The sequence below is a fragment of the Cryobacterium frigoriphilum genome (assembly GCF_004403305.1).
Taxonomy (GTDB): domain Bacteria; phylum Actinomycetota; class Actinomycetes; order Actinomycetales; family Microbacteriaceae; genus Cryobacterium; species Cryobacterium frigoriphilum.
Genome location: NZ_SOHE01000018.1, coordinates 176,508 through 198,333 on the forward strand (window position 1 = coordinate 176,508; position 21,826 = coordinate 198,333).

General features: G+C 66.7%; 18 protein-coding genes. 9 read left to right on the plus strand and 9 right to left on the minus strand.

Annotated elements, in window-relative coordinates; genetic code table 11:
* Positions 1 to 2 precede the first annotated feature (2 nt).
* The 3 genes from E3T55_RS04970 to E3T55_RS04980 form a co-directional block, all read right to left on the minus strand.
* Positions 3 to 2,216, minus strand: a complete 2,214-nt coding sequence (locus E3T55_RS04970; RefSeq protein ID WP_134518462.1) for a glycoside hydrolase domain-containing protein — start codon at positions 2,214 to 2,216, stop codon at positions 3 to 5.
* A 129-nt stretch (positions 2,217 to 2,345) separates the two neighbouring features.
* Complete coding sequence (locus E3T55_RS04975) at positions 2,346 to 3,107, minus strand: GntR family transcriptional regulator (protein WP_166791681.1); 762 nt, start codon at positions 3,105 to 3,107, stop codon at positions 2,346 to 2,348.
* A 33-nt stretch (positions 3,108 to 3,140) separates the two neighbouring features.
* Positions 3,141 to 4,679, minus strand: coding sequence for a cytochrome P450 (locus tag E3T55_RS04980; protein WP_134518464.1), 1,539 nt, complete (start codon positions 4,677 to 4,679; stop codon positions 3,141 to 3,143).
* Between the two features lie 359 nt (positions 4,680 to 5,038).
* Here E3T55_RS04980 and E3T55_RS20540 point away from each other — a divergent pair, with 359 nt between their 5' ends.
* From E3T55_RS20540 to E3T55_RS05005, 5 genes are read left to right on the plus strand one after another with little or no spacing between them, the layout of a single operon-like run.
* The gene (locus E3T55_RS20540; protein ID WP_198418514.1) at positions 5,039 to 6,475 is read left to right on the plus strand and encodes an FAD-dependent oxidoreductase; all 1,437 of its coding nucleotides are present in this window, start codon (positions 5,039 to 5,041) and stop codon (positions 6,473 to 6,475) included.
* A complete protein-coding gene (locus E3T55_RS04990) occupies positions 6,472 to 6,915 on the plus strand; it encodes a flavodoxin domain-containing protein (RefSeq protein WP_134518465.1) in 444 nt (147 codons plus the stop codon). Before E3T55_RS20540 ends, E3T55_RS04990 begins: the two co-directional genes overlap by 4 nt.
* 53 nt (positions 6,916 to 6,968) lie before the next feature.
* Positions 6,969 to 7,943, plus strand: coding sequence for an aldo/keto reductase (locus E3T55_RS04995; protein WP_134518466.1), 975 nt, complete (start codon positions 6,969 to 6,971; stop codon positions 7,941 to 7,943).
* A 37-nt stretch (positions 7,944 to 7,980) separates the two neighbouring features.
* Positions 7,981 to 8,754: a creatininase family protein gene (locus E3T55_RS05000; protein ID WP_241992874.1), complete on the plus strand. Its 774-nt coding sequence runs from the start codon at positions 7,981 to 7,983 to the stop codon at positions 8,752 to 8,754.
* A 4-nt stretch (positions 8,755 to 8,758) separates the two neighbouring features.
* The gene (locus E3T55_RS05005) at positions 8,759 to 10,597 is read left to right on the plus strand and encodes a DEAD/DEAH box helicase (RefSeq protein WP_134518467.1); all 1,839 of its coding nucleotides are present in this window, start codon (positions 8,759 to 8,761) and stop codon (positions 10,595 to 10,597) included.
* Between the two features lie 151 nt (positions 10,598 to 10,748).
* Here E3T55_RS05005 and E3T55_RS05010 read toward each other — a convergent pair whose 3' ends face one another.
* From E3T55_RS05010 to E3T55_RS05025, 4 genes are all read right to left on the minus strand, one after another.
* Positions 10,749 to 11,411 (minus strand): DnaJ family domain-containing protein, encoded by a 663-nt coding sequence (locus tag E3T55_RS05010; protein ID WP_241992875.1) that lies wholly within the window; start codon positions 11,409 to 11,411, stop codon positions 10,749 to 10,751.
* A 10-nt stretch (positions 11,412 to 11,421) separates the two neighbouring features.
* Positions 11,422 to 11,955 carry a GNAT family N-acetyltransferase gene (locus E3T55_RS05015; protein WP_241992876.1) on the minus strand — a complete coding sequence of 178 codons (534 nt, stop codon included), beginning with the start codon at positions 11,953 to 11,955 and terminating at the stop codon, positions 11,422 to 11,424.
* 416 nt (positions 11,956 to 12,371) lie between these two features.
* Positions 12,372 to 14,633: a 4-alpha-glucanotransferase gene (gene malQ / locus E3T55_RS05020; protein WP_134518469.1), complete on the minus strand. Its 2,262-nt coding sequence runs from the start codon at positions 14,631 to 14,633 to the stop codon at positions 12,372 to 12,374.
* 72 nt (positions 14,634 to 14,705) lie between these two features.
* Complete coding sequence (locus tag E3T55_RS05025; protein ID WP_198418515.1) at positions 14,706 to 15,218, minus strand: hypothetical protein; 513 nt, start codon at positions 15,216 to 15,218, stop codon at positions 14,706 to 14,708.
* Between the two features lie 93 nt (positions 15,219 to 15,311).
* Between E3T55_RS05025 and E3T55_RS05030 the strand changes: the two genes are divergently transcribed.
* Positions 15,312 to 16,250: an FAD-dependent oxidoreductase gene (locus E3T55_RS05030; RefSeq protein WP_134518470.1), complete on the plus strand. Its 939-nt coding sequence runs from the start codon at positions 15,312 to 15,314 to the stop codon at positions 16,248 to 16,250.
* A gap of 27 nt (positions 16,251 to 16,277) precedes the next feature.
* Here the strand turns inward: E3T55_RS05030 and E3T55_RS05035 are convergent, their stop codons facing one another.
* Both E3T55_RS05035 and E3T55_RS05040 read right to left on the minus strand, forming a co-directional pair.
* Positions 16,278 to 17,060: a maleylpyruvate isomerase N-terminal domain-containing protein gene (locus tag E3T55_RS05035; RefSeq protein ID WP_241992877.1), complete on the minus strand. Its 783-nt coding sequence runs from the start codon at positions 17,058 to 17,060 to the stop codon at positions 16,278 to 16,280.
* A 98-nt stretch (positions 17,061 to 17,158) separates the two neighbouring features.
* Positions 17,159 to 18,694: an HNH endonuclease signature motif containing protein gene (locus E3T55_RS05040; protein WP_134518471.1), complete on the minus strand. Its 1,536-nt coding sequence runs from the start codon at positions 18,692 to 18,694 to the stop codon at positions 17,159 to 17,161.
* A gap of 401 nt (positions 18,695 to 19,095) precedes the next feature.
* Between E3T55_RS05040 and E3T55_RS05045 the strand changes: the two genes are divergently transcribed.
* The 3 genes from E3T55_RS05045 to E3T55_RS05055 all read left to right on the plus strand — a co-directional run bounded on the left by E3T55_RS05045 (position 19,096) and on the right by E3T55_RS05055 (position 21,777).
* Positions 19,096 to 19,521: a GNAT family N-acetyltransferase gene (locus E3T55_RS05045; protein ID WP_134518472.1), complete on the plus strand. Its 426-nt coding sequence runs from the start codon at positions 19,096 to 19,098 to the stop codon at positions 19,519 to 19,521.
* Between the two features lie 64 nt (positions 19,522 to 19,585).
* Positions 19,586 to 20,254, plus strand: coding sequence for an ABC transporter ATP-binding protein (locus E3T55_RS05050; RefSeq protein ID WP_166791682.1), 669 nt, complete (start codon positions 19,586 to 19,588; stop codon positions 20,252 to 20,254).
* Entirely contained in the window at positions 20,251 to 21,777 is a 1,527-nt protein-coding gene (locus E3T55_RS05055) for a hypothetical protein (protein WP_134518474.1), read from the plus strand. Before E3T55_RS05050 ends, E3T55_RS05055 begins: the two co-directional genes overlap by 4 nt.
* Positions 21,778 to 21,826: the final 49 nt, after the last annotated feature.

A 21,826-nucleotide genomic window follows, 5' to 3' on the forward strand; every position in this document is an offset into this window, starting at 1 on the left:
TTTCAGGGGTGGGTGGAAGTGTGGAACAGATTGGCCTGGGAGGGAAGCTCGAGGGTTCCCCAGTCGCTGGGCGTCGGCCCGAGCTCGATAATGAGTTCGCCGCCGCGGTGCACTTCGGTGGCGCGCAGCCAGGTGCGGGTGAGCGGTTCGCCGTTGAAGTGCGCGGCCTGCACGTACTGCACGGGGCCGCCCGGTGTGGGTTCGATGAATCCGAGGGTGCGGATCGTGAAGGTGTGCCGGCCGACCTTCATCGAGGACTCCTGGAACGCGGGCGCGTTGACGAGAAAGAGATTCTGCCCGGCGACCGGGAACAACCCGAGCGAGGCCCAGACGAACCAGGAGCTGAGGCCGCCGGAGTCATCGTTGCCCGGCAGACCGCCGCGGCCGGTTCCGAACTGTTGGTGCAGCACGTTGTGCACAATTTCGGCGGTGCGGTCGGGCCGACCGAGGTAGTGGTACGCCCACGGCACGTCCATATCGGGTTCGTTGTTGAGCCCCTCGAAACGGCCGAGCGCGTACCCGGCCAGCACCTCGGCGGCGAGCGGGGCTTCACCCATCTGCTGTACCGGTTCGGCGCCGTAGCCGAAGAAGGTGTCGAGTTGGGCCAGGAATCGCTCCGGGCCGCCGCTCAGGGCAATGCGGCCCGGCATGTCATGGGTCAGCCGAAAGGAGTAGTTGTGCCGGCTGCCCTCGTAGAAGGTGGAGTCCTTGAGCAGGCCCAGCTCGGAGTCGAACGCATTTGGCCACCGGGCCGCGAGCTCGGTGAACTGTTTCACGAGAGTTGTGTCGCCGAGGTGCTCGGCGACCTTCGCCGTGCACCAGTACCCGAATGCGAGGTCGAGGGTGTGGCTGATCGGATGCGCCTCCCCCCGCAGCAGAAACTCCTCGCCGTAGGTGCGGCGCAGGTCGTCGGACATGTGGATGAGGGCCCAGTCCCAGTCGATGCCGGGCAGGCCGAGCTGGCAGAGGTCGGCGAGAAAGGTGTGCACGAGGGCGCTGCCCTGCCGGGAGAACCGGTCGCTGCCGCGGGCCATGCGGTAGCCGATCGGAAAGTTGCCCTCCTCCTCGCAGATCGTCAGCAGCGCCGTCGCCAGTTCCACCGCGCGCTCGGGCATCAGGGCGGTGAGCAGCGGCAGCTGCGTGCGGTAGATGTCCCACATGGTGCTGATATCGAAGGCGAAGGGGCCGTCGGTCGGCCAGAACGGGCTCTCCGATGGGGCCAGACACGGTTTGATCAGCGAGTGATAGAGCGCGGTCGAGAAGACCGTCTGCCGGTCGGCCGACGGGGTCACGACCGTGATGGCGTCGATCACACTGCCCCAGGCCTCCTGCGTCAAGGCCTTCCGGACCGCAAACCGGCTCAGGGCCGGCGGCGAATCGGCGTAGAGGTTCTTTTTCGCCTGCTCCACGCCCCGCAGCGAGAAGCCGATTCGCAGCTCGATCGTTTCGCCCTGCTCGCTCGGACCTGCCCACATCAGGCCGAAGGTACGCAGGGTCGTCGGGCGGATGTGGTCGAAGTCGAGGCGGGTACCGCCGGGCATCAGACGCCGGTCGTACCAGAGCATCTGGCGCCACTGCGGGGTGTCACACTCGATGTAGACCGAGAGCGGCACGCCCTCCGCGGTGATCTGTCCGCACGCCACGCCGGGTTCGAGGCACTCGATATGGGCGCGCAGCGGGATGGTCGCGCCGTACGGAATCGACAGGCCGCCAAGCGAAAAGTCGATCACGATGCGGGCGTTGCTGTGCTTGGGAAACGTGTAGCGGTGCACGGCACTCTTCGGTCCGACCGTCAGCTCGGCGGTGATGCCCGAGTCCAGGGTCGCCGAATACCAGCCGGCCTCGGCCTCCTCCTCGGAGAGCTCCCAGCTGCGGCCGAGCACATCGAGCGGTTCGACCATCGGCGTGACCCGAAAGTAGTTGTAGTACTTGCGGATCGCGCCGGTTCCGGACTGCTGAAAGTGGGTGAATCCGGAGGCGAGTTGCCCCTCGTGCAGGCGCACCGGCACCCCGTCGAGCGACAGGTCGTGCCGCCCGTATCCCGTCGGGTAGGCCCCGGAATACGCGCACGCCGACACCATACCGAGCGGAAACGTTGCCCCCGGGTGCGTGTTGCCGATCTGCGGTTTCGGCCACCACCAGGCGGCGGCGAGCCCGCTGCGTGGCGGCAGGTCCGTGACGTCGGTGCCGATGAACGGATCGACCCGTTCCATCATGTGGATTCACCGGCGATGTGACGTCGAGTATCGCGTTGGGGAGCCATCGTCTGAGCGTAGGCCGGGCTCTTCTCGCTGGCGTGAAACGCAGGTTACGATCATGCAAACTCTCGACGTCCAGCCCCGGGTTCAGCCGCGACGGCCGATCAGCTGGGTGACGTCGATCTGGGCGAGAGTGAGTTCGCGCTGGTAGGCCAGCCGCACTCGGCTGCCGAGCCACCAGGTGCGCGCGAATTCCACCGTCTGGCCGGTCGTGACCAGGCGGGTGCGGGCGGTGACAACGATGAGGGGCACGTCGAGGTAGGAGCGCAACAGGCCGGCCTGCAGGGCGGTAGCGAAATCGATTTCGGCGTAACACTCGGCGGTCACCCGCTCGTTGGCCACGTCGACGGCCGGGTCGTCGAACAGGGTACCGGTGCGCCCGGTCCAGGATTCGGTCAGCCCGATCGGCACGCCGTCGACGAGGTGCACCTCGCGCGCGAAGACAAAGGAGGCCGGCGCGGGTTCCGCTGTGAAAAAGTGGGCGACGTGCGCGGGCAGCTCGGCGTGAGCGCGAATCTCGCCCAGCTGGGAGACGGCGTCGTGGCCGGCGAGCAGCAGTTGGTCCCGCCAGGGCCGGTTCAGGTCGAGGTGAAAGCGCCCCGCGCCGCCCCGGCCGGTGACGTAGGTTCCGGAGCCGCGCCGGCTGACGACGTAGCCGTCGTCGGTCATCGCCGCCAGTGTGCGCCGCACGGTGGCTCGGCTGACGCCGTAGTGAGCCATGAGTTCGGCCTCGGTCGGCAGCTTCGCGCCGGCCCGGTACTCACCGTTTTCGATGCGCGCGCGCAGGTCACGGCGAATCTGCCCCCACTTGGTCAGCGGGGAGTCGTGCTCGACAATGAACGGTTCCACTCGCTTAGTGTGGCGCACAACTCCCGTGCTCGCTTACGCGTCCGGCCCGTCGTGCTCGTCGTGCTCGTCGTGCTCGGCGTGCTGGGCGTGCTGGGCGTGCTCGTCGTGCTCGGCGTGCTCGGCGTGCGCGGCGTGCAGCGAGAATCGGGCGTGGCCGACGGATGCCCCTGGCACCACGAAACGCACCGGCAGCATCGAGAATCCCCTGACCATCTGCTTGATCCAGCGCTCGGGTGATCCGACGATGCGGATATCCGGCCCGAGCAGCAGTTCCTCGACCATGACCTTCGCGGCCAGCCGCGCGTAGGGTGCCCCCATGCACGCGTGGACCCCCTCACCGAAGGTCATGACACGGTTCTTCGGCGTGAACTCGCGTGACAGGTCAAAGGTGTCTGGGTCGGGGTAGACCCGTTCGTCCCGGTTGGCCGACCCTTGCAGAAACATGACGCGCGAGTCGGCGGGAATGGTGACGCCCGCGATCTCGATCTGCTCGGTGGCCTGGCGGCACAGGTTCTGACCGGGGGTTTCGTAGCGCAGGGTTTCTTCAACAAACTGCTTGATGAGGTCGGGACGCTGCCGCAGGTAGCCCTGCAGGCGCGGGAATTTGTCGAGGATGTAGACGAGGTTCGTCAGCAACGCGGCCGGCGCATCGCTCGCGGCCGAGAGCACGAGGTGGGCGAGGCCATCCATTTCGCTGGCCTTCACCTTGCCCTTCTGCTGCGCGATGAGAATCTGCGTGTAGGCGTCGGACCCGGAGGTGTCTGCCCCGGCGTCGATTTCGGCGCGACGTGTTGCGAAGCGCTCCGCGAGCAGCTCCTCGGTCTCCTGGTTGGCCGCGGCCGCGTCGGCCGGCACGCCGAATTCGCCGACCGTTCGCTCCATCGACCGCCAGAGGTGATCGACGATGACGGCGTTGTCTTCGGCCGGCGAGCCGAGCAGTGAGATTCCCATGCCGATCGACATCGGCAGGGCGAACCCGCTCGCGAAGTCGCCGCCACCCGAGGCGTGCAGGTCGGCCAACAGCGAGCGGGTGAACTCGCGCAGCCCGTCTTCGCGGGCCAGAATCTCGCGCGCCGCGAAGGTGCGGCGCACCGCCTGCCGCAGGGCAGTGTGCCGCGCGCCATCCTGGGAGACCAGCATGCCCTCGCCGAAGGAGGCGTGGGTACCGTCCATGTCGTTGCCGAGCCCATTGACGAGCTGCTCGTGGTTGGCGAGACCGGCCCGCACGTCGTCGTAGCGCGACACGATATAGAGGTCGCGGTCTGCGTTGTAATAGACCGGAGCTGCATCACGCAACCGCTTGAACGTGTCGTAGGGATAGTCGTAGATCGCGAACGAGAGCGGGTCGTAGTGAACCGTGAGATCGGCCGGTGGCGGATCGAATGCGGGCTCGGACGTTGCTGTTGATTCTGCGTCCGACACTGCGGCCGACTCTGCGGCCGACTCAGCGACCGGCTCAGCGACCGGAACTGCGACATTCGTCACCCCGGGAAACGGGCATTTCTGGGCCGTGCTGCTCCGGGCGGTGCTGTCGGCTCTGATCTCGTCGGCGCTGACGGTGTGTTCTGGCATCTCTTCGACGCTCCTCGTGTCCTGAAGTTGTGGTCTTCCCGACTGTGCTGCATCGCCGCAGCGGCCGCAACGAAAATTGCGGCGAAAGTGCCTGCCCGGAGGCCTATTTGGCGATGCGTACGGTCGCCCGTACAACTTGCGCAGGCGGGAGTTGTTCGGTGCTGCGTACTGCCTGCCAAATCGGTCCAAATTCTGCCCGAACGGGTGCATTTACGCTGCTGCCGTGACGGTGGCGCGTGCTACTTTTTCGAGCACCCCAGACAGTCATTACCCCGGATCCTCAACACCCCCGTTCCTCAACACCCCCGTTCCTCAACACCCCCGTTCCTCAACACCGACAGACCTGCAAAGGAGCAGCGATGGACAGCAGCGCTCTACCCTCCGATTTGCCGACGATTGCCATCGTCGGCAGCGGACCCTCGGGGTGCTACACCGCCCAGTTTCTGCGCAAGCAGTGGCAGGGCAGCGAAATCGTCATCTTCGACCGGCTCGACGTGCCGTACGGTCTCGTGAGGTACGGTGTGGCACCTGACCACCCCGGTACCAAGGCCGTCACCAAGCAGTTCGACCGTCTGTTCGAGCAGGCCGGTGTGCGCTTCGCCGGCCGCACCCTCATCGGCAGTGCCGCCTCGCGCGGCGACTTCACCCTGGACCAGCTGCGGGCAGCCTTCGACATCGTCGTGCTGGCGACCGGCCTGCACGCCGACCGGTCGCTCAGCAGCCCGCTCGCCGTCGTGCCCGGCTCCGACCTGCCCGGTGTGTACGGTGCCGGACGCCTGACCCGGCTCATCAACGGCCACCCCGACGAGACGGTCGACGGCGTGCGGCTCGGCGAACGCGTCGTCATCGTGGGCCACGGCAACGTCGCGCTCGACCTGCTGCGTCTCTTCCTCACCGCCCCCGAGCAGCTGCGCGAACTCGGCATCGCCGACGATGTGGTCAGGGCGATCACCGCCGGCCCGGCGCGACAGATCGACATCGTCGGCCGATCACAGCCCGAGACGGCGAAGTTCGACCCGGCCATGCTGCGCGAACTGGGCAAGCTCGCGGGCATCCGCTTCGTCTCCGATGCGGCGCCGGCTGACCTCGCCGACATCACAAGCAGTGCTGACTCCACAAGCAGTGCTGACTCCACAAGCAGTGCTGACTCCCCAAACAACGCTGCCTCACCAAACAACGCTGCCTCACCAAACAACGCTGCCTCCCCAAACAACGCTGCCTCACCAAACAACGCTGCCTCCGCGAATGCCACTCGGCGAGATGCAGTCGACGCACTCGTAGCCGGGTCAGACCCGCTCGCCACCCGCACCGTGCGGTTTCGATTCGGCTGGGTTCCCGACGAAATCACCGAGCACGACCAGGCCCTGCACCTGACCTTTCGTGCAGCACCCGCGACGCCGGACAGCGACGGCAGCCACGGCAGCGACAGCACCGACAGCACCGACAGCACCGACGGCACCGACGGCACGCTGAGCATCGCCGCCGACGCGGTCTGCACGGCGATTGGATTCACCGAACACGCCGACGCTCCCCTGCGCCGCGCGCACCACGAATCGGCCGAACACCTCGACCTCGACCGGGGCGTTCTCGGCGACGGGCTCTACTGCGTTGGCTGGCTGCGCCGGGGACCGCGCGGCACGATCCCCGAAAACCGGGTCGACGCCCGCATGGTCGCGAATTGCATCATTGCCGACCACACCGCTCGACTCCCCCACGGCACCAAGCCGGGCTATGCCGTTTTGGCACGTGCCGCCGACACCACGACACTCCACCACCTGATCGAGGAGCTCTCATGACCCGCACCATTATTCTCTTTGGAACCGAATCCGGAAACGCCGAGATGGTCGCCGAAGACCTCGCGTCCGAACTCGGAGGCGACCCGATCGCGGTCGTGGCCGACATGACCGATTTTGACATCGCCGATTTCACGCCGACGGATGCCTACATCGTCGTCTGCTCCACCCACGGCGACGGCGAACTGCCGAGCGGCGCGCGCCCGCTCTTCGACGCGCTGCAGGAGGCGCAACCGAGCCTCGCCGGCATCCGCTATTCGATCTTCGGCCTCGGCGACCGCAGCTACGAGACCTACAGCCACGGCAGCGAGATCATCGACGAGCAGCTGCGGTCGCTCGGGGCCGAACGGGTCGGGGTCTACGGTCGGCACGATGCGAGCGACGGCTCCCTGCCGAACGACGACGCACTCGAGTGGATGCGCGCCGTTTTCATTCCGGCCTGACCCTAGTCACACACACACCCACACACACAACAACTTTTTAAGGGAGTACCCCTGTGCAGTACCGCAGTTTCGGTCGAACCGGATGGAACGTCAGCGAGATCTCGTTTGGCGCCTGGCAGCTGGGTGGCCAGTGGGGAGCCGTCGATGATGAGCAGTCGATCGGAACCCTGCTGTCGGCTTACGAGCAGGGCATCAACTTCGTCGACACGGCTGAACTGTACGGCGCGGGGCACAGCGAGCAGGTTGTCGGCGAATCCCTGCGTCGGTGGAGCGGTGATCGTGTCTACGTCGCTACCAAGATTCAGCCCACGGTCTGGCCGAACGCGACCGAGGACGATCCGGCGATGACCGGTCGGTATCCGCAGTGGCACCTGCGGCACGGGGTCGAACTCGCTCTGAGCCGTCTCGGCGTGGACCGGATCGACCTGCTGCAGCTGCACTGCTGGCTCGGTGACGGGGTGAACAATCTGGAGTGGCTGGAGACCCTGAACGCTCTGCGCGTCGAGGGCAAGATTGACAAGATCGGCGTATCCATTCGCGACTACCGACCCGATGAGGGTGTCGATATCGCTGCCCTCGGCCTCGTCGACTCCATTCAGGTGATCTTCAACCTGTTCGAGCAGCGCCCGGTCGATCGTCTCTTTCCCGCGGGGGCCCGCTCGAACACCGCGTTCATCGACCGGGTCGCCTTCGACTCCGGCGCCCTCAGCGGCCAGTGGACCCCGCACACCTACGCCGGCTGGGAGCCCGGATCGCAGCAGCACGAGATGTTCCGTGGAGACCGTTTCACCGACACCCTCGAGCGGGTCGAAGCCCTCAAGACCCTCTGCGCGCCGTACTATCCGACCCTCGCCGAGGCCGCGATCCGCTACACCCTGAGCTCACCCGAGGTATCGACGGTGATCGCCGGCATGCGCAGCCGCAGCAACGTCGCCCGCAATGTGTCCTATTCCGATGGTGCTCCGTTTCCCACCGAGCTGCTCGACCAGCTCGCCGAGCACCGCTGGCCGCGCAACTACTATGCCTGATGAGGGAACGCCTGATGAGGGAACGCCTGATGAGGGCTTGCGCGATGAGGGAATGCGCGATGAGGTGCGCGCGGAATACCTGTCCCCGGCCGAACTCGACTCGGCCCTGGCCGCGACTGCGGTCGCGTATCTTCCGCTCGGCACCCTCGAATTTCACAGCTCGCACCTGCCGATCGGGCTCGATGCCCTGACGGCGCACGGGCTCTGCGTCGCGAGCGCCCGGCACAACGGCGGCATCGTGCTGCCACCGCTGTACCAGGGCACGGGCGGCGGCCACGCCGAGTACCCGTGGACGATCATGATGCACTCGGCCGCGGGCATCCGCTCTCATCTGGAGCAGACTCTGCAGCGGCTGGAAGCACTGGGGGTGCGCCTCGCCGTGCTGTTCACCGGGCACTTCGCCGATGAACAGCTCACCATGATCGATACGATCGCCGCCGACTGGGCGGTCGCGGGATCAGACCGGGGCACCCACACGATGCGTGTCTTCGCCACCGCGGTGAATCGCTGCGGTACCGCGCCCATTGCGCCCGACCACGCGGGAGTGTTCGAAACGACCCTGCTGCACGCCCTGTGGCCGCAGCTCGTGCACGTCGACCGGCTGCCGGCGCTGTCCGAACACGCAGCGATCGATCCGGGCGACAACGACCAGGGGCCCCAGCGTCATGACCCGGAGCATCCGCTCTGGGGAATCTTCGGGCCCGATCCCCGCGACCTCGATCTGAGCGCCAGCGCCGCCCTACTCGATGCCCTGGTGGCTTGGCTGGGCGGCGAAGTGACCGCGCGAACCGCAGACTTCGACTACCGTTGATAGTATGACGCATTCTGACACCACCACGCAGGGCGAGGCAGACGCTGCCTCAACTGCGATCACTTTCGCCGACCTCGGACTCAATGACGCCATGCTCAAGGCGCTCAAAGTCGTCGGCTACGAAACACCGTCCGCCATTCAGGCCGCGACGATCCCCCCACTGCTCGAGGGACGCGACGTCGTCGGCCTTGCTCAGACCGGTACCGGCAAGACGGCAGCGTTCGCGCTGCCCATTTTGAACCGTCTCGACCTGTCGCAGAAGAACCCGCAGGCGCTCGTTCTCGCGCCGACGCGTGAGCTGGCCCTGCAGGTCTGCGAAGCGTTCGAGAAGTACGCCGCCCACCTGAAGGGTGTGCACGTGCTGCCCGTGTACGGCGGACAGGGCTACGGCCAGCAGCTTTCTGCGCTGCGCCGCGGTGTGCACATCGTTGTCGGTACCCCCGGTCGCATCATGGACCACCTCGCCAAGGGCACCCTCGACCTCTCTGAGCTCAAGTACCTCGTGCTCGATGAGGCCGACGAGATGCTGAACATGGGCTTCGTAGAAGACATCGAGACCATTCTTGCCGATACCCCCGACGACAAGCAGGTTGCCCTGTTCTCGGCGACGATGCCGGCGCAGATTCGCCGCATCTCCAAGAAGTATCTCAACGACCCGGCCGAGATCACGGTCAAGAGCAAGACCACGACGAGCGTCAACACCACCCAGCGCTACCTGATCGTGTCCTACGGCCAGAAGCTCGACGCGCTGACCCGCATCCTCGAGGTCGAGAACTTCGAGGGCATGATCATCTTCGCCCGCACCAAGAGCGAGACGGAGCTGCTCGCCGAGAAGCTGCGCGCCCGCGGCTACTCGGCAATGGCCATCAACGGTGACGTTCAGCAGGTGCAGCGTGAGCGCACCGTCAACCAACTCAAGAGCGGCAAGCTCGACATTCTGGTCGCAACGGATGTCGCCGCTCGCGGCCTCGACGTCGAACGCATCAGCCACGTCATCAACTACGACATCCCGATCGACACCGAGTCCTACGTGCACCGCATCGGCCGCACCGGCCGCGCCGGTCGCAGCGGTGCAGCGATCAGCTTCGTGACCCCGCGTGAGCGTCGTCTGCTGACCGCGATCGAGAAGGCCACCCGCCAGCCGTTGACTCAGATGCAGCTGCCGAGCGTTGAAGACGTGAACGTCACACGCCTGACCCGCTTCGACGACGCCATCACCGCCGCGCTCGACGAGACCGACCGCATCTCGAAGTTTCGCGACATCATCGCGCATTACGTGTCACACCACGACGTGCCGGAGGTCGATGTGGCAGCGGCCCTCGCCGTGGTCGGGCAGGGCGAGACTCCCCTGCTGCTCAACGCCGAAGACGTGCGTGCGCAGCAGCGTCACGACCGTGAAGAGCGCACCGAGCGCAGCAATGAGCGCTACGGCGACCGTTCCAATGACCGTTCGAACGAGCGTGGCGACCGCGGCAACGACCGTCATGGTCGCGATGACCGTCGCGACAACCGCGACAGCTACGGAGACCGCGGCAACCGCGGCGACCGTGAACACGCGCCCCGCAGCGAGCGTCCCGTGCGCTCAAGCGGTAAGCCGATGGCCCAGTACCGCATCGAGGTCGGCAAGCGCCACAAGGTGGAGCCGCGCCAGATCGTCGGAGCGCTCGCCAACGAAGGCGGCCTGAGCCGTGACGACTTCGGGCACATCAAGATTCTTCCCGAGTTCTCGCTCGTCGAGCTTCCGGCGGATCTGTCGAACGACGTCTTCTCGAAGCTCTCCGCAACGCGCATCAGCGGCAAGCTCATCGAGCTGCGCGCCGACAAGGGTGGCGCGAGCCGCTAGTCCGGGCCTCCCCGCAGTGAGTTACGGAAAAAGCACCCTCGTCACGACGACGAGGGTGCTTTTTCCGTAACTCAACCCTTCTCAACCCTTCTCAACCCTTCTCAACCCTTCTCAACCCTTGTCAACCCTTGTCAACTCTTCTCAGAACGGATCAGCCCCGAGAGGGCCGGGCGCGAGCGGCTCGGCGGCGCTCGCGCCAGGTCATGGCGGCGAGTTCAGCGGCCTCACGCTCACGCTGTTGCTTGGCGGCCTCGCTGCGGGCGGCGCGGCGTTGTCGCCAGAGTGCCAGCTGCTCGGCCACATCACGGGTGGGGGTGACGACCGGCGGCCCGCCCTGCAACTGGCGGCGGGCCGCCACGACCCGGGCGTTGAAGTCGGTGAGCATGCCGATGACCGCTGCCTCGGATGCCGCACGATCAAGCCGCTCGTCGAGCTCGGCATTCTCGGTGCGCAGCGTGAGGGCGGGCGGCCCGAGGCCGGTGATCTTCTCGCGTTCGATCTTCTGGCGAATCCACCAGTCCGGGTCGTAGCCGTGCTCGAGGTTCGCGAGCGGCTTGCCGGCGCCCGGCAGGTTGTCGAATTCGCCGCGGCGAATGGCCTGCTGAATGGCCATTTCCACGTATTGGGCTCGGGCTTCCATCATGGATTGCCCGGCCGCGTTGCGCTCGGTCTTGTTCTCGGTCTTGTTGTCGGTCTTGTTGTCGGTCTCTGGGTCTGGCCCGGAAACCTCGCGGTTCTCGGGGGGCAGCATCCGCTCAATCTGATAGCGGACCACATTCAGCCTGGAGTCGCTGGGGTCCTTCTTGCCCGTCATGGCTGCCAGCCTAGGTCGCGCCAGCATCAGGGGCGACCTCGGAGTCGACCTCGGAGTCGACCTCGGAGTCGACCTCGGAGTCGACCTCAGAGCGCCGCATCAGAAAGTTGGTCAGAGCCACACCGTTGAGCACCGGATGCCGCTCCTCGACGACAACGAACCGATTCTTCTCGAAGAATGGTCGCGCGGTGACGCTCACATGACTGGTCAGCTGACGGATGCCGCGGAGCTCGGCCCCCTCGACGACCCACGCCAGCAACGCGGTCGCGACTCCCCGACCCGCAACGTGCGGGTCGACGAACATCATGTCGATGTAGCCGCGATCGTCGACATCGGTGAATCCCACGACGCGGCCATCCAGGATCGCGACGACGGTCGCGGCCGCCGCACGCTTGGCGGCCCAGGCCGTGACGTTCATGTCCTGTGGCGCCCAGGCCGCGATCTGCTCGGGTGCGTAGTCGCGGCTGGCAGTGACCCGAATCGCACGCCGGAACACGTCCAGTGTGGCCTCAGCGTCGAGCGCGCTGTACGCGCGAATCAGCATGGGTCGCATATCGGCATGGATCGACGTTACCCGAGTCTGTGGCTATTCCGGGTGCAGCAGCGCCGGCGACGCGACGAGCACAACGCCCGAATCGAGCTGTACCCGGTAGTTCTTGAGACCCCGCGACCACGAATCCACGCTGGCCGTGATACTTGCTCCCGGGTTTGACGGTGCGGATGCGTTCGCCCACGCTAAAGTCCCTCCGGCGGTGCGGCACGGCACGGCACGGCACGACGCGGGGCACGGGGCCGGTCGCGGATCGTTTTCGTCAGGTGACGACACAGGCCAAACATCGTCGGGGTGCGGCAGTCGCCCATTCTCCCCCGCCTCAGCGACCGCGCACGAACCTTCGGCGCGAGAGCGGGTGAGGCGTCGGTCTGAGGCCGCCAGACCGACGGGTCACCCACTTTCGCGGCTTAGCGGATGCCGTCGATCGCCCGCACCAGGGCGGCAAAGCGCTCGTTGGTCGGCAGGTCATCGACGAGTACGGGGCGACCATCGGGGCCGGCGAGCGGTACCCGCCAGTTGGGATACTCGTCCACGGTGCCGGGCTGATTCTGGGTGCGCCGCTCGCCGACGGCATCGACGAGGGCGACGCCGAGAAGTGACGACGGGGTGAGCGCGGTGAGGGCATAGAGCGCTTCGACGGTCTTCTGTACTTCGGCGGTCGTCTGTACTTCGGCGGTCTTCTGAACAGGTGCCACGGCATCCGTCAGCAGGCCCCGCTCGCGTGCGAGCTGCAGCACCGCGCCCTGCTCGGCCGCGTCGAGCGCCCGCTCCTCGGCGACCGGGCGGCCGAGGATGCCGAGCGACTCGCGCAGCGTGACGTGGTCGCCGGCGAGGTATCCGGTCGTGGGCGGCAGGTCGTGCGTGTTCACGCTCGTCAGGCACTGCTGTCGGTACAGTTCCGGCGCCAGTGGAACGCCGTTATACCGTTCGAACCACAGGATCGAGGTGCCGAAGATTCCGCGTTCGACGAGATAATCCCGCACCCAGGGTTCGAACACGCCGAGGTCTTCGCCGACGACGATCGCCCCCGCGCGCTGAGCTTCGAGCGCGAGAATGCCGATCAGGGCTTCGTGATCGTAGTGCACATACGTGCCCTGGGTCGGGCTGGCGCCCGCGGGAATCCACCACAGCCGGAACAGCCCGAGCACGTGGTCGACACGGATACCGCCGGCATGCCGCAAGACGCTGCGGAGCATGTCGCGGTAGGCCGCGTAGCCGGTCTCGGCGAGGTGACCCGGATGCCACGGCGGCTGCGACCAGTTCTGGCCCTGGTTGTTGAACATGTCCGGCGGCGCGCCCACGGTGACACCGGCGGCGAGCACGTCGTGCAGGGTCCAGGCATCCGCGCCCCTGGCCTGTACCCCGACCGGCAGGTCGTGCACGATCCCGAGCGACATGCCGGCCTTGAGGGCGGAGCATTGAGCGCTCTCGAGCTGGTCGTCACAGAGCCACTGCAGCCAACTGTGGAACTCGATTCGATCGGCGAGTGCGGCCTTCTGCCCGAGAGCGAAAACGCTGCGCGGGCCGCTCGGCTGCACGTCCCATTCCGGCGCATCGGGCTCGAACTTCTCCGTGAGGGCGCACCAGAGCGCGAAGTCCTCGAGTGCCTCTCCGCCCCGTGCCCGAAAGGCGGCGAATTGTTGCTCGCGGGCCGCGCGGCGCGGCACCGCGTGAATCAGGGCGAGCGCCTCAAGCTTGGCGCCGTAGGTCGCGTCGCGGTCGAGACGGTCGGGATCACTGTTGGCCGCGTACATCCGCTGCGCCAGGGACTCGATCTGGGCGCGGTCGTCGGCGGGCAGGTAGTCATATTCCGGCACGTCCTCGATGCGCAGGTAGATCGGGTGGAAGAACCGACGGCTCGTCGGCAGGTAGGGCGAGGGTTCCACGGGCGGCGCCGGCGCGGCCGCGTGCAGCGGGTTCACGAGCACGAACCCGGCACCATACTGGGCGCCGCCGATTGCGGCCAGGTCGGCGAGATCGGCGAAGTCGCCGATTCCCCAGGACCGCGAGGACCGCACCGAGTACAACTGCGCCATCAGGCCCCAGGCGCGGCGCCCGTCAAGTGCCGGCGGATTGTCGAGGTGCCGCGGAGTGATCACGAGCGAGGCGGAGGCGACGCTCCCGGCTGTCTCAGCGTGCAGCATGTGCCAGCCCAGCGGCAGGTCGCTCGGAATGCCGAAGATGCGTCTGCTCACCGTCACGCCGTCGATGTTGTGGGTGTCCCACCACTCGTCCTGCTGCGGCAGGTCGCGGCGGCTGCCGTCTTCACAGATCAGCCACACCGCGACGGATGCGCCCTGCCGCGCGTGCACGGGCAGGCCGGCGGCGGCGCCGTGCTGCAGCACCACGACCGGCGGCAGCAGTCGGCGCCAGGGAGCGAGGACCACATCGCGGCGAGAGTTGGCGACATCGGCCGCGGTCGCGGCAGCGACGCCGAGTGCGTCCAGAACGGCGAGGAGGGTGATGCGACTCACCTGAATCTGCGCGCCGGCGTCACCCCAGAACCAGGTGTCCACGCCGTGGTCGCGGGCCAGGGCGAGCAAATCTTCGCTCGGGGCTGCCGGTTCGTGGGCAACGATGAGCGGCTCATCGACGTTCAACTCGCCAACACCGGCGTCGTTCCGGGGCACGTCGTTCCGGGGCACGTCGTTCCGGGGCACGGGGTTCATACGCACACTCTATTCGGCGGCCTCGGCCAATCCGCGGACGGGCCGACCCCCAAGCGGGGCCTGCGTCGCTCCTTACCGGGCAGCCCCGGGTTCGACAGCAGGCTCCGGTTCGACAGCATGCTCCGGTTGGACAGCAGGCTCCGGTTCGACAGCAGACTCCGGTTCGACAGCAGGCTCCCGTTCGACAGCAGCCTCTGGGGCGGTGCGCTCGATCGTGGCGACGAGGCCAGCCCGAATGGTCGTCATCGTCTGCGCAAAGGCCTGATCAATATCAATGTTGAGCTTGTCCGCGAGCACAAACGTCCACCACAGGGATTCGGCAAGCTTGTGCTTCAGCTCGGCAGTTTCGTCACCGTCGATGGGCCAGGTGCCGTCGTGGGCCAGCAACAGCCGACCAATGTAGCCGACATCGTTGGAGAACCCGATGCTCATTTCGTTGAGCGACCAGGTCTTTCCGTTGAAACGCTGTTCGAGCGTTTCGTAGAGAGCGCGTACGCTGAGGGCCTCGGCGCTCGCGGCGGTGAGGCTGGACTCGAGACTGGATTCGAGACTGGATTCGAGACTGGATTCGAGTGTGTTCGACATGTCGTGGTGAGGTCCTTTCGCTGGGGTACCCGTCCGGGTAACGTTACGCGGCACCTCTGACATTCCCCGTCGGCAGTGCACTAGCCTTCGCACATGCAAACGTGGGATGTCGTCGTGGTGGGATCGGGCGTGTGCGGGTTGACGATCGCCCACACGCTCACGGAGCGGGGGCGGTCTGTGCTGTTGCTCGACAAGGGGTCGCGGCCGGGTGGCCGCCTGGCCAGCCGGCCGCTCGGCGGAATGTTGCTGAACACATCCGTCGCCAACGTCATCGCTGACGATGACGAGGTGATGGCCGAGATTACCCGCCGTACCGGAGCCAAATTCACCCCCGCATCCGGGAGCGACCGTTTCAGCGAATGGAACTTTACCGAACCCGCCGGTGACATCGCCGCGCGGTGGGCCGCAGGTGCCGTGATCCGGCACACGTTTGTCACTCACTTCGAGGTGGAGACGAACGGTCTCATCCACGTGGTGCCACACGGCACCGGCGACGCGATCGCGGCCGAACAGCTCGTGCTCACCGCTCCGCTGCCGCAGAGCGCCGAAATTCTGCGCCTGAGCGGCGCGGACGCGACTCCCCCGCTCGCTGCCGTGACGTACGAGCGGCGTGACGTGCTGCTCTGCGTCGTGGTGGGCCCGGAAGAGAGCGAACATTTTCTCGACGAATCCGCTGTGATCGACCTCATTCGGATGCGCCACCGCGACGATACGGGCTTGGTCTGGTTGGAACTCTTCGCGAACTACGAGTGGAGCGCCCTGCACGCACACGTCGACGCCAATTTCGCGCACGCCGCTCTGCTGCACGAATTGCGCCGCCTCTACCCCGGTGCCCGCGTCATGAACTCGGAGCTCAAGCGCTGGCGCTATGCGGACTCCCGCATCACGGTGCCGAACGCGACTTTCGACGCCGAGCAGAGTGCGTCCGGTGTCATTGTGGCCGGCGATGGATTCGGTCTGTTGCGTGATCATCCGAATGGAATCGAGCGCGCCGTGCGCTCCGGGCTCGACGTCGCGGCAGCCCTGGCCTGACCCGTCCGGCCGGACCCCGCTCGTGGCTCAAAGCCAGCGCGGCGCTACTCGAACCTCCCCCGACGTCGAACTGACGTCCGCGGCGCCGCGGCCGGTCGCCCACTCCGCCAGGGCGGCCCGGGTGCCAGACACCGTGTCAGTGTGCTCGGTCGCGAACGCGGTGTCGGTCTCAGACGCGGTGTCGGTCTCAGACGCGGTGTCGGTCTCTGTATCGGTCTCACCGAACCGCAGAGGAAGCGCCGAATCGGTCACGTTCAGAATGAGGCCTGCGCCGTCCCCGCGGCTCGTCCAGGCGTCGACCACGTCACTGAGCAGCCGGTCTATGGCCTCGGCGGGGACGTCCGCGAACGACGTGTCGGCCGCCGCGAGATCCACCGCGTGCACCCAGAGTTCCCTGGTTCGCATCCAGATTGTGCCGGATGTCGGAATCTCGCGCCCCTGCATGGTTCGCACCGGGCGGGCCCAGCAATCCGCCGGCAGGTCGTTCCAGGCCTCGTCGAGGTGCGCCGCAGATTCACTGAACAGGGTGCGCAGCGCCACCGCGTCGAGGGCGGCGCCCTCGTCAATCTCTCGGTTGCGCACGGCAACGGACTCGTACATGGGGGTCTCCACGCCGGTGCGCGCCCATTCGACGAGCCGCGCGATGGCGTGGGCGTTGTAGGCAACGTGTGAGACCACGTGGCCTCGGGTCCAACCTGAGAGAAGTGACGCGCCACCCAGTTCAGCGTCGGGGAGAACGCTCAGCGTGTCGCTGAAGAAATCCGTGGCACGGCGTGCGAGCAAGAGTTGGGCGTTCACGTCGAGGTCCAAGGGGTTCCTTTCGATGCGGCGACGAAAACCCCTGAACGAGAAACGTCGATGTCTCTCCCGACGATACGTGGTCGGAGCACCGCTATCAGTTCGGCCCGTTAGTCCCGAGTGGTTGTGGGCGTGGTGGCGCGGTGTTTTTGTGGTGCGCGCCAGCTGTCGGTGGGGTCGAGCCAGTGTGGGGCTTTGACTTGGGGTCGGCCGTTGATCATGCGGATGCGCCAGCCGCCGATGTTGTCCAGGCTCTGGTGATGCCACCAGCAGACGGCGCAGCCATTGGAGATGACGGTGTCTCCACCTTCGCTGTAGGGCACGACATGGTTGAGTTCGCAGTAGTACGCGGGCACGGTGCAGCCGAGAATGACGCAGCCTCCATCGCGGGCGGTGATGGCGCGGCGCTGCAGGTGGTCGAAGAGTCGCTTGCGGCGGTTCTGCACGCTGCCGACCTGCACGATGCGCCCGTTTGTGTCAAAGACGACGGGTTCCACGCTGCTGACCTTCATCAGGTCTGTGACGGTTTTCAACGAGAGAGGGGCGTCGAGGCCGTCGATCCAGCCGACGCCGCGGCCGGCTTCGAGGTCGGCGGCGTTGACGTGCACCATCACGGTCGGCGCCGCACCGCCGATACTCGGAGCGCCGGGGTCGCGGGCTCCAGCCACAAACAGCGCCCGCACGATGTCGGCTCGCTTCTCACCGGCGGGGCGGGTGTCGACGCAGACGATCTGTCGGGCCTCCTCGTCGCTGCCCTCGCCCTCAGCACCCTCAACACCATCAGCACCCTCAGCACCATCAGCACCATCAGCACCATCAGCACCTTCGGTGCTCTCGGTGGGGGTGAAGGTGGGACTGCTGGTGGCGAAGTGCGCGGCCCAGAACTTCTCCATGATGCCGCGGTCCAGCGGAGTCATACCACCGATCAACGGGTAGAGACCATCGCGCAACAGACCGAACCCGATACTGCTCTTGGCCTCCCGGGCACGGTCGGTCGGAGCGATACCGTTGGGGTCGAGCCGGGCCTGCCAGGCCGCCACCAACACACGGAGGTTGTCCGGCGGCAACGCCAGCCCCGGGCACGGGTCACCGTCAGAATCGAGCATCTGCGCACCGGTCGCGACAGTGACCAACGCCTGCTCGGCGGCCTCCAACTTGCTCTGCTCGGCCCGGCGGGAGACCACGTCAAGACCGTTCACGATCACCTCGGCGGCATCCACCCCGATCTCGCCCGCAGCCAACGCCGCCCCCACCACCGGATACAGCGCCGGCAACGTCGCCCCGACCCCCGCGCGCACCCGAGTGAACGCACCCAACGCCAGGCGCCGCTTGGCCTCCCGCACCGACACTCGCGTGACCGCCGTGATCACGTCGACCGTGTTGCGACAGCCCAGCTTCTTGATCAGACTGCCCGACCCGAAGTCAATGGCCGCCCGCCCCGCCACATCATGCGCGGAGATCACCCGGGCGGCATCCACCAGCCGGCCCAGGCCCTCCAACCCACCCAACACCCCGACCGCGGCCATGTCCGAGGGTCGTGAGAGGGTGAGCCCAGCAAGAACTTCGGCGAGACGCTCCTGAATCTCAGCGAGCGCCTCAACCGCTTCGTGGTCGGAATCTGTGTCCGACGGGAGTGTCAATGACATATTCTCAGTATCGCGGGTCTAGAATTCAACTTCAAGACTATATATGAGTGATTGTCAGAATAATCAGAGATAATTCTTCCCTCAGACGAGTGACAGACTCAACTGGTGTTCCAGAAGATCCTGGGCTGCTAGCTCGCGGACTCAGCAACGACCCGCGATGTCCTCAACTCCGACTATGACCGATGAGCCGCCGCTCTCCCCGTGACCGCGCGTGAGCGGGTGCACCGCTGTGCGATGAGAGCCGTCGGCGTCGGGAGCGATGTCGGCGCAGACGCCCTCGAACTCGCTCTTTTCTGGCGCCACTGATCGCGCAGGCCACCTACCAAGCACGCCACGGACCGCGCACACCAGTGACCTCACACGCCCGTGACCTCACACGCCGCACCTGCCAGACTCGGTGAATGCTCCCCTTCACGACCATCCTGAATGACACGATCACCGATGACCAGGCGCTCGCGCTCTATGCCTCTGTCGGCTGGAGCACCTACACCGCTGACCCACTCGCTCTGCGGCGCGCTCTGGACAACTCGTCATTCGTGGTCAGCGCACGAGGTGAGAACGGCGAACTCATCGGGCTGGCACGGGCAATCTCCGACGACACGACAATCTGCTACCTGCAGGACATCCTCGTGGCACCGACCTACCAAGGCAGCGGAGTCGGCCGGGCGCTGCTCGACCAGGTCACCCAGCACTACGCGCATGTCCGCCAGACGGTACTGATCACCGACGATGAACCTGGCCAGCGTGCGTTCTATCAGGCGCTGGGGTTCACCGAAGGCTCAGATTTCACCCCGAACGCTCTCCGCATGTTCGCTCTGTTGCGCTGATGCGGTGCCTCGCACGACACGCGTAGCGACACTCGTTCGGGCGAGCATGCGAGAGGATGGAGCGGTGCCCCACCTCGAAGCCCGTGCCGTGTCCGCTTCGATTGACTCAGAAGTTCTGCTCGCGCCCGTGTCCTTGACCGTCAAGCCCGGCACGGCCCTCGCCGTGCAGGGACGCAACGGTTCGGGCAAGACCACGCTGCTGCGCATCCTGAGCGGTCAACTACAGCCGACCGACGGCCAGGCTCTGCTCGACGGCCACCCCATCGACGAGCGCAACCGCGGCGCCCGGCGCGCCATCTCCGCCCGCATCGGCCTGCCCGCCTTCGCCCGCGAACTGACCGCCCACGAACACCTGCGATTCATCGCCACGACCTGGGGCCGCACCGGATCCACGGCGACGGATGCCGCCGACGCCACCATGAAGGCCCTCGGCATCACCGAACTCCGCAACCGTTTCGTGAACGAGCTGTCCTCCGGGCAGACTCAGTTGCTGTCGGTGGCAACGGCTCTCGTTCGCCCCTTCGACGTGCTCGTCGTGGATGAGCCAGAGCAACGCCTGGATGCGCACCGCCGAGACCTCGTAGTCGCGGCGCTGAGCGCGCAGATCGACCGTGGGGCATCCGTTGTTTTCGCGAGCCACAACGCCGACATGGTGCACTCGATCGCCGACACGACCATAACTCTCGGTGAACAACTCGGCGAACAACTCGGCGAACAGCTCGGCGAACAGTGAGGGGGCAGCCGCCGGTGCTCGCCCAGGCCCGCTTGGTGCTGGCCACCCGCAGCGGCGCACCCGCCAGGTCGGCCGGGGACACCGGCTACCTGATCTATCTCGTGCTACTGATCATCGCCCTCGTCGCGGTGCCGGCCGCGCTCTCGATCGTTCGCGGGCTGGCCCAGCCCCACGTTCTCAGCGCGGTGGACTCCCCTGACAGCTATCGCATCGTCGCAGTCGTTGCGGCATTCCTCGCCGCCGCAGCCCTGATGCTCGGACGCACCCGCGGTCCCGTGCTACCGAGCCCGTTCCTCGCCGAATTTCTCGCCGGCAGCGACCTGCCGCGCAGCTCAACCCTGCGTCGGCCCTTCGCGGCGAGTGCGAGCGTGCTCGTCGGCTTGGCCGTGACCGCGGCGGGCCTCGTGATCGCAGCCCGGATCGTGAGCGGGGAGGCGGCATCCGTCTCGGCCGTCTTAGTCGTGTTCGGCTGCCTCGCCTTCGCGACGCTGCTTGCGGTGCTGTGGCTGATGGGGCAGAGCCTGCCTCGCCGCGCCACGGCGACGCTGGCCGTGATTTTCGTCGTGACGGGTCTCACGGCAGGCAGTGACGGCGTGCTCTGGATCACCCCCGGCGGCTGGCTCGCCCTACTCTGGCAGTCAGTGAGTGCGGGCACGGCACCCCTGTGGTGGCCGGCGATCACGCTCGCCGTGTCGCCACTCACACTTCTCGCTGTGCCCGCGCTGCTCAACAATCTGCGCGGCGCCGAGATCATGGCACAATCGCGGCGCTGGCAGTCGATCGGGGCGCTGGTGCAGACCGGCGACCTTGCGGGGGCCTCTGGCGCGCTGCGCGCCCCGCCAACGCGTGGCCGGCGCCTGCAGATGCCCCTGACCGGGCCGCTGTGGTGGGCGATTCTGCACCGGGACCTCACGGCCGCACGCCGGTTTCCCCTGCGCAGCGCGTTCGGCTGCGTCGCACTGGTCGGCGCCGGCTGGCTCACCACCGTGACGTCGACCGTGCCCGATGGCCTCAGCTGGCTGACGGCCCTCGCGGGGTCGGGTATCGGCTATCTTGCCGTGGGCGTGTGCTGTGATGGCCTGCGCAATGCCGCCGAGAATGCGGCGCCCGGGTCGCTCTATGGTCGCGACGCCCGAATCATGATCGGATACCACACCGCGTTTCCGCTTCTGGCCGCGCTGGTCTTCGGCTCGCTCGGGGCCGTCATCGCCGGGGTGTCCGGTGCCGCGCTTCTCTGGTGGCTGCTCGTGGCCGTCTTCATCGTGCTCGTGCGCGTTTTCGACTCTGCACAAGGACCGATGCCGATCGGTCTGCTGCTGCCGGTACCCACGCCGGTCGGCGACATCGCGATTCTGAACGCCATCATCTGGCAAGCGGATGCCCTGCTGATCGTTCTCATCGTCTCCGGTGGCCTCACCATTAACTTTTCTCACCACGGGCTCGGAGCGGCGGCCTGGCTCGCCCTCGCCGCGGTTGGCGTGGCCGTCTTGGCCCAGCGACGTATTCGGTCACTCGGCGCCTGACGCAGACTCACCCGAATTCTTTGCCTTCTTTCACGGGCGGCGTGACGCA